The 17,671-nt window shown below is 42.3% G+C and carries 11 protein-coding genes; 10 read left to right on the plus strand and 1 reads right to left on the minus strand.

The window, feature by feature from the left end:
* Positions 1-7: 7 nt before the first annotated feature.
* Both HMPREF2885_RS00365 and HMPREF2885_RS00370 read left to right on the plus strand, forming a co-directional pair.
* The gene (locus tag HMPREF2885_RS00365; RefSeq protein WP_000736542.1) at positions 8-1,513 is read left to right on the plus strand and encodes a zinc ABC transporter substrate-binding protein AdcA; all 1,506 of its coding nucleotides are present in this window, start codon (positions 8-10) and stop codon (positions 1,511-1,513) included.
* A 513-nt stretch (positions 1,514-2,026) separates the two neighbouring features.
* On the plus strand, positions 2,027-3,706 hold the full coding sequence (locus HMPREF2885_RS00370) for an alpha-L-fucosidase (protein ID WP_033584816.1): 1,680 nt from the start codon (positions 2,027-2,029) through the stop codon (positions 3,704-3,706).
* A 36-nt stretch (positions 3,707-3,742) separates the two neighbouring features.
* Here the strand turns inward: HMPREF2885_RS00370 and HMPREF2885_RS00375 are convergent, their stop codons facing one another.
* Positions 3,743-5,830: a GH92 family glycosyl hydrolase gene (locus HMPREF2885_RS00375; RefSeq protein WP_070656841.1), complete on the minus strand. Its 2,088-nt coding sequence runs from the start codon at positions 5,828-5,830 to the stop codon at positions 3,743-3,745.
* 167 nt (positions 5,831-5,997) lie between these two features.
* Here HMPREF2885_RS00375 and HMPREF2885_RS00380 point away from each other — a divergent pair, with 167 nt between their 5' ends.
* The 8 genes from HMPREF2885_RS00380 (at position 5,998) to HMPREF2885_RS00420 (ending at position 17,630) form a co-directional block, all read left to right on the plus strand.
* A complete protein-coding gene (locus tag HMPREF2885_RS00380; RefSeq protein WP_049501073.1) occupies positions 5,998-7,278 on the plus strand; it encodes a glycoside hydrolase family 125 protein in 1,281 nt (426 codons plus the stop codon).
* 242 nt (positions 7,279-7,520) lie between these two features.
* On the plus strand, positions 7,521-10,166 hold the full coding sequence (locus HMPREF2885_RS00390) for an alpha-mannosidase (protein WP_070656843.1): 2,646 nt from the start codon (positions 7,521-7,523) through the stop codon (positions 10,164-10,166).
* 99 nt (positions 10,167-10,265) lie between these two features.
* Positions 10,266-11,135 carry an ROK family protein gene (locus HMPREF2885_RS00395; RefSeq protein ID WP_070656844.1) on the plus strand — a complete coding sequence of 290 codons (870 nt, stop codon included), beginning with the start codon at positions 10,266-10,268 and terminating at the stop codon, positions 11,133-11,135.
* Positions 11,129-13,009 carry a beta-N-acetylhexosaminidase gene (locus HMPREF2885_RS00400; protein ID WP_070656845.1) on the plus strand — a complete coding sequence of 627 codons (1,881 nt, stop codon included), beginning with the start codon at positions 11,129-11,131 and terminating at the stop codon, positions 13,007-13,009. The genes HMPREF2885_RS00395 and HMPREF2885_RS00400 overlap by 7 nt, the downstream gene beginning before the upstream one ends.
* A gap of 633 nt (positions 13,010-13,642) precedes the next feature.
* Entirely contained in the window at positions 13,643-14,908 is a 1,266-nt protein-coding gene (locus tag HMPREF2885_RS00405; RefSeq protein WP_070656846.1) for an AAA family ATPase, read from the plus strand.
* The gene (locus tag HMPREF2885_RS00410) at positions 14,909-15,520 is read left to right on the plus strand and encodes an RloB family protein (protein WP_070656847.1); all 612 of its coding nucleotides are present in this window, start codon (positions 14,909-14,911) and stop codon (positions 15,518-15,520) included. It begins immediately after the preceding gene.
* Between the two features lie 243 nt (positions 15,521-15,763).
* Complete coding sequence (locus tag HMPREF2885_RS00415) at positions 15,764-16,693, plus strand: ABC transporter permease (protein WP_000714584.1); 930 nt, start codon at positions 15,764-15,766, stop codon at positions 16,691-16,693.
* A gap of 13 nt (positions 16,694-16,706) precedes the next feature.
* Positions 16,707-17,630, plus strand: coding sequence for a carbohydrate ABC transporter permease (locus HMPREF2885_RS00420; protein WP_000818344.1), 924 nt, complete (start codon positions 16,707-16,709; stop codon positions 17,628-17,630).
* Positions 17,631-17,671: the final 41 nt, after the last annotated feature.

The following is a 17,671-nucleotide window of genomic DNA, read 5'->3' on the forward strand; positions in this document are numbered from 1 at the left end:
GAATGAAATGAAAAAACTGAGCTTACTACTAGCTAGTCTATGTGCCCTGTTTTTAGTGGCTTGTTCCAATCAAAAACAGGCAGATGGGAAGCTAAATATCGTGACAACCTTTTACCCTGTCTACGAATTTACCAAACAAGTCGCAGGAGATACTGCTAATGTAGAACTCCTCATCGGTGCTGGTACAGAACCCCATGAGTATGAACCGTCTGCCAAGGCAGTTGCCAAAATCCAAGATGCAGATACCTTTGTCTATGAAAATGAAAACATGGAAACTTGGGTTCCAAAATTGCTAGAATCCTTGGATAAGAAAAAGGTGAAAACTATCAAGGCGACAGGTGATATGCTGCTCCTACCAGGAGGTGAGGAAGAAGAGGAAGGGCATGATCATGGCGGCGAGGGTCACCATCACGACTACGATCCTCATGTTTGGCTTTCACCAGCACGCGCCATCAAACTGGTAGAGCATATCCGTGACAGCTTGTCAGCAGATTATCCTGATAAAAAAGAGACTTTTGAAAAGAACGCTGCTGCCTATATCGAAAAATTGCAAGTCTTGGACAAGGCCTACACAGATGGCTTGTCTCAAGCTAAACAAAAGAGCTTTGTGACCCAGCACGCTGCCTTTAACTACCTTGCCTTGGACTATGGTCTCAAGCAAGTATCCATCTCAGGTCTATCACCAGATGCAGAGCCATCAGCAGCACGTTTGGCAGAATTAACAGAGTATATTAAGAAAAACAAGATTTCTTATATCTACTTTGAAGAAAATGCCTCACAAGCCCTCGCCAATACACTTTCAAAAGAAACAGGTGTCAAACTAGACGTGCTCAATCCGCTAGAAAGTCTAACAGAAGAAGCAACCAAGGATGGTGAGGACTATATCTCTGTGATGGAGAAAAACCTCAAGGCTTTGAAACAAACAACGGACCAAGAAGGACCAGAAATCGAGCCAGAGAAGGAAGAAAACACTAAGACAGTTCACAACGGTTACTTTGAGGATGCAGATGTCAAAGATCGTACCTTGAGTGACTATGTTGGCAACTGGCAGTCAGTTTATCCTTTCCTTGAAGATGGGACCTTTGATCAAGTCTTTGACTACAAGGCTAAGTTGACTGGTAAGATGACCAAGGATGAGTACAAGGCTTACTATAGAAAAGGCTATCAGACAGATGTGACTAAGATCAACATCACGGACAACACTATGGAATTTGTTCAAGGTGGCCAAAGCAAGAAATTCACCTACAAGTATGTCGGCAAGAAAATCTTGACATATAAGAAAGGCAACCGTGGTGTGCGCTTCCTCTTTGAAGCGACAGATGCGGACGCTGGACAATTCAAGTATGTTCAGTTTAGTGACCACAATATCGCCCCAGTTAAGGCAGGACATTTCCATATCTTCTTTGGAGGTACTAGCCAAGAAGCCCTCTTTGAAGAGATGGATAACTGGCCAACCTACTACCCAGATAACCTATCTGGCCAAGAAATCGCTCAAGAAATGTTGGCGCATTGATGCAAGAGAGAATCCCGCAAATCTGCGGGATTTTTTGCTAGAAACGATTAGGTTGTTAGGTATTATAGTACCACAGTTGTGCTGTTCACAATGTGATAAGGCAGTCATTTTCTACTGGCTGCTTCTCACTAGCTGGCGAATGCAAAAGCTACGATTGTACAAATTATAGAATCTTTTCAGGGGATTTAGGAAGGGATCTTAGTCATATTGACGTTGCTATCGCTTTTTGTTATAGTCAAAGAGAGAGCGGTCTGGAACACTAGTTTATTCACAGTCTGTGGATAAGTCTTGGAGGAAATGACATACAACTCAGGGTGTTGAAGTATCCTGAAAATAGTTCCGTATATTAGTGACTTTCTAGAAAGCTAGTAGAAACCCTAGTACAGAACTATTTGACAAAGGTATGTTTAAGGTGACAGGTGAGCTAGAGACTGAAAAAACTAGTTTTTAGGAATGTTTTCTTATCCACAAGTTGTGGATAACTTTGTGAACAAGAGAAAGAGATACGAGATGATGACGAACATAAAACCACATGGACCATTACCAAGCCAGGCCCAGCTGGATTATTTAGAGGATGAACTAGCTGCCTTTATCCATTTTGGTCCCAATACCTTTTATGACCAAGAATGGGGAAGTGGGCAAGAGGATCCCAAGCGTTTTAACCCGACCAAGTTGGATGCGCGTGAATGGATTCGAGTGCTCAAAGAAACGGGTTTTAAAAAGCTGATTTTGGTGGTCAAGCACCACGATGGTTTTGTGCTCTATCCGTCAGCCCATACAGATTATTCGGTCAAGGCTAGCCCTTGGAGGAAAGGAGCGGGGGACTTGCTCCTTGAAGTTTCCCAGGCTGCAACTGAGTTTGACATGGATATGGGAGTGTATTTGTCTCCTTGGGATGCTCACAGTCCCCTCTATCACGTGGACCGAGAAGCGGATTACAATGCCTACTATCTGGCTCAATTGAAGGAAATCTTGTCAAATCCTGCTTATGGCAATGCTGGGAAGTTCACTGAGGTGTGGATGGATGGTGCTCGAGGCGAAGGGGCCCAGAAGGTCAACTATGAGTTTGAGACTTGGTTTGAAACCATTCGTGACTTGCAAGGCGATTGTTTGATTTTCTCAACTGAAGGGACCAGTATCCGCTGGATTGGAAATGAACGAGGCTATGCAGGGGATCCCTTGTGGCAAAAGGTCAAACCAGACCAGTTAGGAACAGAGGCGGAATTAGATTATCTACAGCACGGAGACCCCTTTGGGACGCTATTTTCAATCGGTGAGGCAGATGTTTCTCTTCGGCCGGGCTGGTTTTACCATGAGGATCAGGACCCCAAGTCTCTCGAGGAATTGGTCGAAATCTACTTTCACTCGGTGGGTCGGGGTACACCTCTCTTACTCAATATTCCGCCAAACCAAGATGGACTCTTTGACGAAAAGGATATCCGGCGACTGTATGAATTTGCTGCCTACCGTGACACACTCTATAGGGAAGATTTAGCTCTGGGAGCCAAGGTATCTGGACTTGCTCTATCACCAGACTTTGCCTGTCATCATCTGACAGATGGACTGGAAACTAGTTCATGGGCAAGTGATTCAGAGTTGCCAATCCAATTAGAGCTCGATTTAGGATCACCTAAAACATTTGATGTGATTGAGTTAAGAGAAGATTTGAAGTTGGGGCAACGCATCGCTGCTTTTCATGTTCAGGTAGAGTTGGATGGTGTCTGGCAGGAGTTTGGGTCTGGTTATACTGTTGGCTACAAACGTCTCTTACGAGGATCAGTCGTTGAGGCGCAGAAGATACGCGTGACCATTACAGAGGCACAGGCTTTGCCTTTGTTGACCAAGATTTCACTCTATAAAACACCTAGCTTGTCAAAAAAAGAAGCTGTTCAGCAACTAGAGTTTTCAGAAAAAAGTCTGGCTGTGACCAAGGGAGAAAATGTCCACTTTACAGTGAAGCGAAGAGAATCTAGCAGTCCTTTAGAAGCTAAGATTTCGATTCAACCAGGGACGGGTGTGCATGGTGTCGCCTATTGGGACGAGATTCAAGCCCTTGCGTTTCAAGTTGGCGAGGTTGAAAAAAGGCTAACGCTACCAACCTTGTATTTTTCAGGAGATAAAAGCTTAGATTTTTATCTGAATTTGATGGTAGATGGTCAGCTGGTTGACCAGCTTCAGGTCCAAGTTTCATAAAAGAAGAACCTTTGCGCGATGCAAAGGTTCTTTTGGTTAGGAGTGATTTGGTAGCCAGCTGAGGGTGAAGGTCAGTTGCTCAGCTTTCAAGAGGTCTTGGTGTTGAATGCTAGATACTATGGTCTTGTCCAATCGATATTCTTTGACAAAGTTGAAGTGGCTGTGGTTTTGCTTGGCATGGATATCCAGCCATTTATTTTCCTTAGCCAGGTAGATACGGAGATGGTCAAAGAGAGGGATTCCGAGATCGTAACTTGGTTTGCCTGGACAGGTCGGGTAGAATCCAAGAGCTGACCAGATATACCAAGCAGAGAGACTGCCATTGTCCTCATCGCCAGGATAGGCTTGCCAGCTTGGGTGAAAGGCTTTCTGACGCAAGGTTTTGATGAGTAGAGCAGTGTAGTCAGGGTAGTCGCTATAGCGAAAGAGATAAGGGATGTGGAAGCTCGGTTGGTTGGAAATGGCGATTTGCCCAAAAGGAGCGGTAGCCATCTCGCTCATCTCGTGAATCTCGTAACCATAGCCGGTGGTTTCAAAGAGGGGAGCACCCTGACAGGCTTTCAAAAGATAATTGCTGAAGGCTTCTTTTCTACCCATAAGCTGGATTAAGCCTGGGATGTCGTGGAGAACGCCTAAAGTCGCTTGAATGGCAGAGCATTCAGCGTAGTCTCGTCCCCAACTATAGGGAGAGAAGTCAGGGCGGAAGTTTCCTTGACTATCTCGCGCACGCATGTAGCCTGTTTCAGCATCAAATAGATTGCGGTAATTTTGTGACGAAGTTCTATAAGTTTCCGCGATGTCATTCTGACCAAGCTTTTCGGCACAGCTGGCGATACAAAAGTCACTATAGGCATAGTCTAGGGTATGGCTGACGCTTTCGTGGTGGTCGGTAGAGAGGTAGCCCAGTTCTTGGTATTGGGCTAGTCCGTGGCGGCCATTGATGCCGAGAGGGTCGGACTTAGCGGCTGTTTCAAGCATGGCTTGAAGGAGTTCTTTTTCTAGGTCGGGGGCCATGTCCTTGCAGGCGCTGTCTGCGATAATGCCATCTAAAAGGGTACCAGGCATCATACCCCGTTCGTCTGGAGCTAGCCATTTTGGAAGGAATCCAGTATCGCGATAGCTATTGAGAAAGCCTTCTAAAAAGAGACGATAGTGTTCCGGTATGATAAGGGCAAAGAGGGGGAAGGTGGTGCGGAAGGTATCCCAGAAACCATTGTTGCTAAAGAGGACACCAGGCTTGACAGTACCAGTAGCCAGATCCATGTGGATGGCTTGCCCTGATTCATCAACTTCATAAAAAGTCTGCGGGAAGAGGAAGAGTCTGTAGAGGCAGTGATCAAAGAAGGTCCTGTCAGTCTCTCCTGTCTCTAGTATGTCAAAACGATGGAGGAGATTTTCCCAGTCCGCTTTCGCATTTACTTTACAGCTGTCAAAGTCCTTTTGAGGTAGATTAAGCAGAGCTTGAGAAGGCGATATGAAAGAAGTTGCTAGTTGAATCTCGGCTTGACTGCTTGCTAAGTCAATTCGCCAGTCTCCCTCTTCTTGGCTGATAGCAAGAATATCCGTATTCATTTGTAAAGCAGTAAACAATATCAGCGGATTTTTGTTGGTCTCTGTTTTTCCCTCTTGACGCAGGGCAAGAGTCCGCTTATCTATTTGTTCTACTGTCAGTTCATCTGCTACGTGAAGATAGAGGGAGAGGGCTTTGCCTTGCTTTTGCTCCAAACGAATAGAAGCGCCATAGCAAGTCGGTGTAAGCTGGGTTTCAATCTGAAAGCGCAGGGAGAAAATCTTCAGATAATGAGGTTGGAAGGAAGCTTTATCCCTATCATAGGAGGATTGACGGTGAAAGAGGCTATCTCCCCCAAGCTGGCCGGTGATAGGTGTCAGAAGCAGCCAAGAGTAGTCGCCAATCCAAGGACTGGGCTGGTGGGTTAATCGAATCCCTTGAAAGATGGGCAGATGTGGTTCGAAAAACCAAGCTCCCTCCTGATCGCTGGTCTGAGGCACAAAATAATTCATCCCAAAAGGAACGCCCGTGTAAGGCAGGGTATTTCCCCGAGAAAAGGCATGCTTGCTAGCAGTCCCAAAGCGGGTATCGATGGTTTCAAGTAGTGGTTTCATGGTATTTCCTTTAGCTGTTTTCTACATTATATCAGAAAAAATGGTCTTTAGAAAAGGAGTTTCAAATATAACAATTTTGTAGAAAAATGACTATCATTTGTGTATATATTTTCTGGGCTAAAAGCTATATACTGAAAATGAATCTTGTTTGAATGAGGTAAAAGTTTATGGTATATTCTAAAGAAATTGTTAGAGAATGGCTGAACGAAGTAGCGGAGCGGGCTAAGGACCATCCCGAGTGGGTGGATGTCTTCGAGCGTTGCTATACAGACACCTTGGACAATACGGTCGAGATTTTAGAAGATGGCTCAACTTTTGTTTTGACTGGGGATATTCCTGCCATGTGGCTTCGGGATTCGACAGCCCAACTCAGACCCTACTTGCATGTGGCTAAAAGAGATGCCCTCCTGCGTCAGACTATTGCAGGTTTGGTTAAGCGTCAGATGACCTTGGTGCTCAAGGATCCTTATGCCAACTCCTTTAACATTGAGGAAAACTGGAAGGGCCACCACGAGACTGACCATACCGACCTTAATGGTTGGATTTGGGAACGCAAGTACGAAGTGGACTCTCTTTGCTATCCTTTGCAGTTGGCTTATCTCCTCTGGAAAGAGACTGGAGAGACCAGTCAGTTTGATGAGACTTTTGTCGCAGCGACCAAGGAAATTCTTCATCTTTGGACAGTGGAACAAGACCACAACAATTCACCTTATCGTTTTGTCCGTGATACGGACCGCAGGGAAGACACCTTGGTAAATGATGGCTTTGGACCTGCCTTTGCAGTGACAGGTATGACCTGGTCAGCCTTTCGCCCGAGTGATGACTGCTGTCAGTATAGCTATTTGATTCCGTCAAATATGTTTGCAGTAGTGGTCTTGGGTTATGTCCAAGAAATCTTTGAAGAACTGGATCTAGCTGATAGCCAAAACATCATGGCAGACGCTGAGCGTCTCCAGTCTGAAATCCAAGAAGGCATCGAAAATTACGCTTACACAACTAACAGCAAGGGCGAAAAGATTTATGCCTTTGAAGTGGATGGTTTAGGAAATGCCAGCATCATGGATGATCCAAACGTACCAAGTTTGTTGGCGGCGCCTTATCTGGGCTATTGCGATGTCAACGATGAAGTGTATCAAGCCACTCGTCGCACCATTCTGAGCCCTGAAAATCCATACTTCTACCAAGGAGAATACGCTAGCGGTCTCGGAAGTTCTCATACCTTCTATCGCTATATCTGGCCCATTGCCCTTTCTATCCAAGGCTTGACAACAAGAGATAAGGCAGAGAAGAAATTCTTACTCGATCAGCTGGTTGCCTGCGATGGTGGTACAGGTGTCATGCACGAAAGCTTCCACGTGGATGACCCAACGCTTTACTCACGTGAATGGTTTTCTTGGGCCAACATGATGTTCTGTGAATTAGTCTTGGATTACCTGGATATTCGCTAATACTCTTCGAAAATCTCTTCAAACCACGTCAGCTTCGCCTTGCCGTAGGTATGGTTACTGATTTCATCAGTTCTATCCACAACCTCAAAGCAGTGCTTTGAGCAACCTGCGGCTAGCTTCCTAGTTTGCTCTTTGATTTTCATTGAGTATAAGGAGCGCGCTTTAGTTTCACTGATTCGTGTCAGAATCACACCTTTACATTTAAAACGTTAAAATTTAAATTTAGAATGAGGTTTTACTTCATGGAAAATGTTGTTGTACATATTATCTCACATAGTCACTGGGACCGTGAGTGGTATCTGCCTTTTGAAAGCCATCGGATGCAGCTGGTGGAATTGTTTGACAATCTTTTTGATCTCTTTGAAAATGACCCTGAGTTCAAGAGTTTCCACTTGGATGGCCAAACCATTGTCCTTGATGACTATTTGGAAATTCGCCCTGAAAATCGCGACAAAGTCCAAGGTTACATCGACGAAGGCAAACTCAAAATTGGTCCCTTTTACATCTTGCAGGATGATTACTTGATTTCAAGTGAAGCCAATGTTCGCAATACCTTGATTGGTCAAGCAGAATGTGCAAAATGGGGCAAATCAACCCAGATTGGTTACTTCCCAGATACCTTTGGAAATATGGGACAAGCTCCTCAAATCCTTCAGAAATCAGGCATTCACGTGGCAGCTTTTGGGCGTGGTGTGAAGCCGATTGGATTTGACAACCAAGTCCTCGAAGATGAGCAGTTCACTTCCCAGTTTTCAGAAATGTACTGGCAGGGTGCGGACGGAAGTCGTGTCCTCGGTATCCTCTTTGCCAACTGGTACAGTAACGGGAATGAAATCCCAGTTGATAAGGACGAAGCCCTGGCCTTCTGGAAACAAAAATTGTCAGACGTGCGTGACTATGCTTCGACCAACCAATGGTTGATGATGAACGGCTGTGACCACCAGCCTGTACAGCGCAATCTGAGCGAAGCCATTCGTGTGGCCAATGAACTCTTCCCAGATGTGACTTTTGTGCATAGTTCCTTTGATGACTATGTTCATGCAGTAGAAAGTGCTCTACCTGAGCAACTATCTACCGTTACGGGTGAGTTGACCAGTCAAGAAACAGATGGTTGGTACACACTTGCCAATACTTCTTCATCACGAATTTACCTCAAACAAGCCTTCCAAGAAAATAGCAACTTGCTAGAACAAGTGGTGGAGCCATTGACCGTCATCACTGGTGGGCACAACCATAAGGACCAGTTGACCTATGCTTGGAAAGTCCTTCTACAAAATGCGCCACATGACAGTATCTGTGGCTGTAGTGTGGACGAGGTTCACCGTGAGATGGAAACACGTTTTGCCAAGGTCAACCAAGTTGGAAACTTCGTTAAGACCAATCTTCTCAACGAGTGGAAGGGCAAAATCGCAACCCACGAAGCCCAAAGCGACCATCTCTTTACGGTCATCAACACAGGCTTGCATGACAAGGTTGATACTGTCAGCACAGTGATTGATGTGGCGACTTGTGATTTCAAGGAATTGCACCCAACAGAAGGCTATAAGAAGATGGCAGCCTTGACCTTGCCAAGCTACCGTGTCGAAGACTTGGAAGGACATGCTGTAGAAGCGAAAATCGAAGATCTGGGAGCTAATTTTGAGTATGATTTGCCAAAAGACAAGTTCCGCCAGGCTCGTATCGCTCGACAAGTGCGCGTGACAGTACCTGTTCACCTGGCACCACTTTCTTGGACAACCTTCCAATTGCTCGAAGGAGAACAAGAACACCGTGATGGTATTTACCAAAATGGGGTGATTGATACGCCATTTGTAACGGTAAGTGTGGATGAAAATATCACGGTCTACGACAAGACAACTCATGAAGCTTATGAGGATGTTGTTCGCTTTGAAGACCGTGGTGACATCGGAAATGAGTACATCTATTTCCAACCAAAAGGAACAGAGCCTATCTACGCCGAGCTGAAAGGCTATGAGGTCTTGGAAAATACAGCTCGTTTTGCCAAGATCTTGCTCAAACATGAATTGACAATTCCAGTAAGTGCAGATGAAAAACTGGATGCGGAACAAAGAGGCATCATCGAGTTTATGACGCGTGAAGCTGGGCGCTCAGAAGAATTGACAACCCTTCCTCTGGAAACAGAGATGACCGTCTTTGTTGACAATCCACAAATCCGTTTCAAGACTCGCTTTACTAACACAGCCAAGGACCACCGTATCCGTCTCTTGGTTAAGACTCATAATACGCGTCCAAGCAATGACTCTGAAAGCATCTATGAGGTGGTGACACGACCAAATAAACCAGCTGCTTCTTGGGAAAATCCTGAAAATCCACAACACCAACAAGCCTTTGTCAGCCTTTATGATGATGAAAAAGGGGTGACAGTGGCAAATAAAGGATTGCACGAGTATGAAATCCTTGGAGACGATACCATTGCCGTGACCATTCTTCGTGCCTCAGGTGAGTTAGGTGACTGGGGTTACTTCCCAACACCAGAAGCTCAATGCTTGCGTGAGTTTGAAGTCGAGTTTGCACTTGAGTGCCACCAAGCAGGGGAACGCTTCTCAGCCTTCCGTCGTGCTAAAGCCTTCCAAACACCATTCACTAGTCTTCAAGTTGCTAAACAAGAAGGAAGTGTTGCTGCGACTGGTAGCCTCTTGAGTCATGCGGCACTCAGCTTACCACAAGTTTGCCCAACAGCCTTTAAAGTGGCTGAAAATGAAGAAGGATATGTACTTCGTTACTACAACATGAGTCAAGAAAATGTGCGTATATCAGAACACCAACAAACCATTTTGGACTTGCTTGAGCGACCTTATCCGGTTCATTCAGGACTCTTAGCACCACAAGAGATTCGCACAGAATTAATCAAAAAAGAAGACATTTAACAGTTTTAAAGTGTTTGATAACTAATACTATGAGATAGAAAGGAGGGGCGAAAGAGTAAGGACTAACTACTGATTCGCCCCTTTTTACGGTAAAGAACAATGACCATTGCAACCATTGATATCGGAGGGACTGGGATTAAGTTTGCCAGTCTGACTCCTGATGGAAACATACTAGATAAGACAAGTACTCCAACGCCAGAAAGTTTGGAGGATCTACTAGCTTGGCTAGACCAACGTCTGTCGGAGAAAGATTATAAGGGCATTGCCATGAGCGTTCCAGGTGCGGTCAATCAAGAAACAGGTGTGATTGAGGGAATCAGTGCTGTACCTTACATCCATGGCTTTTCTTGGTATGAAGCTCTTGCTCATCATCAGTTACCTGTCCATCTAGAAAATGATGCCAACTGTGTTGGACTGAGTGAATTGCTAGCTCACCCAGAGATTGAAAACGCAGCCTGTGTCGTGATTGGAACAGGAATCGGTGGGGCTATGATTATCAATGGCAAACTTCACCGAGGCCGCCACGGCTTAGGTGGAGAATTTGGCTACATGACAACTATTGAACCAGCAGAAAAGCTCAACAACTGGTCGCTACTAGCCTCTACAGGGAACATGGTTCGATACGTGATTGAAAAATCTGGTCAGACTGACTGGGACGGACGCAAGATTTACCAAGAGGCCGCAGCTGGCAATGCTCTTTGTCAAGAAGCTATTGAGCGCATGAACCGTAATCTGGCTCAAGGCTTGCTCAATATCCAGTATCTGATCGATCCAGATGTCATTAGTCTGGGAGGCTCTATCAGTCAAAATCCAGACTTCATCCAAGGGGTCAAAAAAGCTGTCGATGAATTTGTCGAAACCTACGAAGAATATACGGTCGCACCAGTTATCCAAGCTTGCACCTATCATGCAGATGCCAATCTCTATGGTGCCCTTGTCAACTGGTTGCAGGAGGAAAACCAATGGTAATTTTTACAGGATTTAGTCCCAAACAAGAGCAAGCATTAGAGTTGCTTAAAAAGCACATTTCCCTACCAGATGTAGAGGTAGCAGTCGCTCAGTCTAATCAAGCCTCTATCTCTATCAAGGGTGAAAGTGGACAGTATCACCTGACTTATGACAAACCTCACCAACTATACCGCGCCTTGTCTTTATTAGCAACAGCTCTAGTAGAAGGTGACAAGGTCGAGATTGATGAGCATGCGGCTTATGAAGAGTTGGCCTACATGGCTGACTGTTCCCGAAATGCAGTGCTAAATGTCGCTTCTGCCAAACAGATGATTGAGGTCTTGGCTCTCATGGGCTACTCAACCTTTGAGCTCTACATGGAAGACACCTACCAGATTGAAGGGCAACCTTACTTTGGTTATTTCCGTGGGGCCTATTCGGCTGAAGAGTTACAGGAAATCGAAGCCTATGCCCAGCAGTTTGACATGACCTTTGTGCCTTGCATCCAGACCTTGGCTCACTTGTCGGCCTTCGTCAAATGGGGTGTCAAAGAAGTGCAGGAGCTCCGCGATGTAGAAGATATCCTCCTCATTGGCGAAGAAAAAGTTTATGACCTAATTGACGGCATGTTTGCGACACTATCTAAACTACAAACACGCAAGGTCAATATCGGGATGGACGAAGCCCACTTGGTTGGTTTAGGTCGTTACCTCATTCTGAACGGTGTTGTGGACCGTAGTCTCCTCATGTGTCAACACTTGGAGCGCGTGCTGGACATTGCCGATAAGTATGGTTTCCACTGCCAGATGTGGAGCGATATGTTCTTTAAACTCATGTCAGCGGATGGTCAGTACGACCGTGATGTGGAAATTCCTGAGGAAACTCGTGTCTACCTAGATCGTCTCAAAGACCGTGTTACCTTGGTTTACTGGGATTATTACCAGGATAGCGAAGAAAAATACAATCGTAATTTCCGCAATCATCACAAGATTAGCCAAGATATTGCCTTTGCAGGTGGTGCTTGGAAGTGGATTGGTTTTACCCCACACAACCATTTCAGCCGTCTAGTAGCTATTGAGGCTAATAAAGCCTGTCGTGCTAATCAGATCAAAGAAGTCATCGTGACTGGTTGGGGAGATAATGGCGGTGAGACAGCTCAGTTTTCTATCCTACCAAGTTTGCAAATCTGGGCAGAACTCAGCTACTGCAATGACCTAGACCGTTTGTCTGCACACTTCAAGACCAATACGGGTCTATCGGTTGAGGACTTTATGCAGATTGACCTAGCCAACCTCTTGCCAGATCTACCAGACAATCTCAGCGGGATCAATCCTAACCGCTATGTCTTTTATCAGGATGTTCTCTGTCCGATTCTTGATAGGCACATGACACCTGAACAAGACAAACCTCACTTTGCGCATGCTGCGGAGACTCTCTCTGAAATCAAAGGAAAAGCTGGCGCCTACGCTTATCTCTTTGAAACACAGGCCCAGTTGAATGCCATTTTAAGTAGCAAAGTCGATGTGGGACGACGCATTCGTCAAGCTTATCAAGCCAACGATAAAGCAAGCCTGCAAGAGATTGCTCAACAAGAATTACCAAAACTCAGAAGTGAGATTGAAACTTTCCACAAACTCTTTAGCCACCAATGGTTGAAAGAAAACAAGGTCTTTGGTTTGGATACGGTTGATATCCGTATGGGCGGACTCTTACAAAGGATCAAGCGAGCAGAAAACCGCATCGAGGCTTATCTGGCAGGTCAGATTGAAGGCATCGAAGAATTAGAAGTCGAAATCCTTCCATTCAACGATTTTTATGGAGACAAGGACTTTGCAGCCACAACAGCCAACCAGTGGCACACCATTGCGACAGCTTCGACGATTTATACAACTTAAAAAACACCCTGTCTTGCTTTTTTTATTTAAACATCTAATTTTAGACTTCAGTTAAAATTAATTAATAATAAGCTATTCAATTAAAAGCGTAGATATATTAACACAGTTTAGGTTAAATTTTGAACAGTTGAGAAAACAAATTCTATTTTGATATTGATTATAGTATGATATAGTCATGAAAAATTTAAAAGAAAAAATATTCAACGAGCATTATGGCATATTAAGCGTCATTGTAAAAATATAGAGAACAATTATGAAAATGAAATGAGTAAAACTGAATTATTTCATTTGAAATCTAGTGTTAAAATACTAAGTCGAATTTTAAATAATGAAAAGTTCTATCCAAATTTGTATAGGGAGGAGGTGTATTGAAGGAGCAAAACCTAAAAACCGTAACTCTAGACTTCTCAATGTTAAGTTTCCGAAAAATAAGTATTTCCCAGAAAGCTTTTTCGCACCATTTAAATAATACATCTATGAAACTTATTCTAGTAAGTTTTGCTAGTTTAGCTAAAAAAACAGATTATCCTCAATAATTAACTACAAAACTATATATAAAATAAATTTTATAACGAAAAAACGTTGTTAAATTTTAATTTTTCTTGTATAATTAGAAGGAGAAGGAGGTAGATTATGCTAGTTGATTTCGAAATTACAAACTTTTTATCTTTCCAAAATAACACAGTCTTATCTTTAGAAAAAGGCAAATATTTAAAAAGACATGCTAAGTCTCATATAATAAATAAGGAAAATCTATCTTTATTGAAAAATGTAAATATTTTTGGTTCCAATGGATCTGGGAAGAGCAACCTAATTACAGCACTAAGGGTCTTTGCCAAAATTGTTCTACAACCTACAGATGACATTGAAGATTCTTTACCCTATATGCCATTTCGTTTAAATAATAAAAACAAATATGAAGATACTGAATTTTCAATTCGCTTAATTAAGAATAAAAAGGTTTATCGCTATCATATTTGTTACAATTCAGAAGAAGTGACTTTAGAGGAACTTTATTTTGTTACACAAAAAAATGAAGAAGAATTATACTTTAAACGAACCGCTTCTCCAAATGATTCAGAAATACTTCCAAATAACTTAAAAAAAATACGGCAATCTGTTAGGAAAAATAAACTATTATTATTTGATGGACAGGATAAGAATGATGCAGAATGTGTTGCTGTTTTCAAATGGTTCCATACAAATTTAATTTTTGAACCTTTTCGCAAACGATCATTTAAGTCAATCCAAGACGATTCAGCTAAGAAAAATATATTCATTAAACTATTAAATCTGGCTGACTTTAATATTTTAGATATTGAGGTTATTGAAAAGATAGAATCAATTCCTGAAGAGTTTAAAAAAATACTATCTATAGAAAATCTTGACGAAAGTTTGTTATCAAAACAATTTACAACTTTTGAAGTATATTCTATTTACAAAAAATATGATGAAAATGGGAGAGTAGTTGGTAAAGAAAAGATTCCATATGAAATGGAATCTTCCGGTACTCAAAAAATGATGGCCGTTGCTTTGACATTGTTGGATAGTTTACATGAAGATAGAGTTATAGTTATGGATGAATTTGATGATTCATTCCATTTATCTCTTACAAATGCATTGTTGAACATAATTAATTCCGAGTCAAACACGAATCAATTCATTTTTACAACACATAATTTAAATTTATTAGATTCGAATTTAAGAGTAGATCAAATTTATATGACGGAAAAAGATTTCTTGGGAAAAACAGACTTATACTCTCTTTTTGATTTTAATGATATACAAGGTGTATCAAGAAGTGATATTTCTTTCATTAAACGTTACTTAAATGGGCAGTTTGGTGCTTTACCAGATATCGATATTGAAGGAATGAATCAACTATTTAAGGAGATTTAAATGGCAAGAGATAGGCAATCTAAAGGTAAAAATCTGAGAAAATCTATTTATGTGTTCACTGAAGGATACACGGAAAAAAATTATTTCTCAATTTTAAACAAGAAGTATAACAGAACAGCCACCGTAAAAGTATCTATACATCCCACAAGTAAACAAGGTCGATGTCTTCTAAATCACGCATTAGGAAAAATAAGTACTCTAAGTAAGACAGAAAAGAGAAATCTTGGAGGAGTCTATATTATTTTTGACAAAGATAGTTTAGAAAATGACGAAATAGAGGGTGTTTTAAAAGAAGCAAAAGCAAGCAATATTGATATCGGGTTTTCAAATAGTTGTTTTGAAGTATGGTTGTTAGCACACTTCGAAAAACCTAACGAATCTCACACAAAAGATAGATTGTATAAAAAATTAGAAGAGTATCTAGATTGCGAGCAATATGAAAGAAATCATAAAAATGATAAAGAACTATTGATGCAATTAGAGGATCTTGTGTCAATAGCCATGGAGAACACTTCTTCAATGGAGGGTTTATCTCAAAAAACTATTATTCATGAGCCATATACTAACATAGGAAGCATGATACAAAGTATTTACGATCAAGATTTTTACTAACTAAAACATCCATTACACAAATATGGTGGACGATTAACAAAACCAGTTAAAGTTCGTATGCAGAGTGTTTCTCGTGAAACCTATTTCTTATAAAAAACTTCTCCACAAAAAATAATTTGTGGAGTTTTTTCTATAATTAGTAGTTTAACCTGACCTTCAAATAGGAGTATACTAATAATGTAATCGTTATCAAACCTAAAAATTCGATGAAATCAGTTTTTAGGAATAAAAAGGGAGGAAATTATGAAAAAGTTTTCAAAGACCTTGAGAGATAACTGGATCTTTCTCTTGATGGTTTTACCAGGGGCACTCTGGTTGATTCTATTCTTTTACATTCCAGTATTTGGGAATGTGGTCGCCTTTAAAGACTACCATATGACCAGTAATGGTTTCATAGATAGTATTGTGAATAGTAAATGGGTCGGGTTAGATAATTTCAGATTCTTGTTTAGTTCAAAAGATGCCTTTATCATCACTCGAAATACCGTTCTCTATAATCTCGGCTTTATCTTTATCGGTTTGATTGTATCAGTAGGGATTGCCATCATCCTCAGCGAGCTTCGCTCTAAGAGAATGGTTAAAATTTTCCAAACGTCTATGTTGTTCCCTTACTTCCTGTCATGGGTTATCATAAGTTTCTTTACAGATGCCTTCCTAAACATTGACAAAGGGGTCTTCAACCATTTCCTAACATCCATTGGCATGAAGGAAGTCAACTTCTACGCTGACTTAGGCATTTGGCCATACCTTCTCCTTTTCCTAGGTATTTGGAAAGGCTTTGGATATAGCAGTGTCATGTACTATGCGACGATCATGGGAATTGACCCAACCTACTACGAAGCAGCAACAGTGGACGGGGCTAGCAAGTGGCAACGTATTCGCAACGTAACTATTCCTCAGTTGACTCCACTTGTAACAGTCTTGACCATCCTTGCAGTCGGAAATATCTTCCGCGCAGACTTTGGTCTCTTCTATCAAATCCCACACAATGCTGGTCAGCTTTACAATGTAACCAACGTTTTGGATGTATATGTCTTTAATGGTTTGACTCAGACAGCAGATATCGGTATGGCTTCAGCAGCCGGTCTTTACCAATCCGTTGTCGGTTTGATTCTGGTTATCCTATCAAACTTGCTTGCAAGACGAGTCGATCCAAACTCAGCTTTGTTCTAGAAAGGAGGAGAATATGGCAGAAAAGAAAATTAAAAAAGAAAAAATCGATAATGTCGGCATTCACTCCTTCAGTAAGAAAGCAGATATCTTCTTTAGTATCATCTCTGGTTTGATCGCTCTTTCTTGTATCTTGCCCTTTATCTTCGTTATCATCATTTCGGTGACAGACGAAAAGAGCATCCTCCAGTATGGATATAGCTTTTTCCCTTCGAAGTTTGGTGTAGATGGATTCCAGTTCTTAGCTCAGTTTAAAGATAAGATCCTCCAAGCGCTCTTTATCTCAGTTTTTGTAACCGTAGTCGGAACAGTGACCAACGTCTTCATTACAACCACTTATGCCTACGCCATCTCACGTACAACCTTTAAGTACCGCAGATTCTTTACGATCTTCGCTCTTCTTAGTATGTTGTTCAATGCTGGTTTGGTACCAGGCTATATCGTGGTTACTCGCCTGCTTCAACTGGGTGATACCGTTTGGGCCTTGATTGTTCCAATGCTCCTCTCACCATTCAACATCATCTTGATGCGTTCCTTCTTCAAGAAGACCATTCCAGAAGCCATTCTCGAATCTGCTCGTATCGATGGTGCCAGTGAAGCTCGGATCTTCTTCCAGATCTGTTTGCCCTTGTCACTTCCAGGTATCGCAACCATCACGCTTTTGACAGCTCTTGGTTTCTGGAACGACTGGTTCAACGCCCTTCTTTACATCAAGAGTGATAACTTGTATCCATTGCAATATTTGCTCATGCAAATCCAACAAAATATGGACTACATTGCAAAAGCAGTCGGCCTATCTGGTCAACTGGGAGTCGCTCTACCGAAAGAAACAGGTCGTATGGCCATGGTTGTTGTTGCAACCCTTCCAATCGCGATTCTGTATCCATTCTTCCAACGCTACTTTGTTAAAGGTTTGACAATCGGTGGTGTGAAAGAATAGCACTTACTGAGAAACACCGTTTCTCCCTTCCCAACTTCATC

The sequence above is a fragment of the Streptococcus sp. HMSC062H02 genome, from assembly GCF_001813005.1.
GTDB lineage: Bacteria > Bacillota > Bacilli > Lactobacillales > Streptococcaceae > Streptococcus > Streptococcus oralis_S.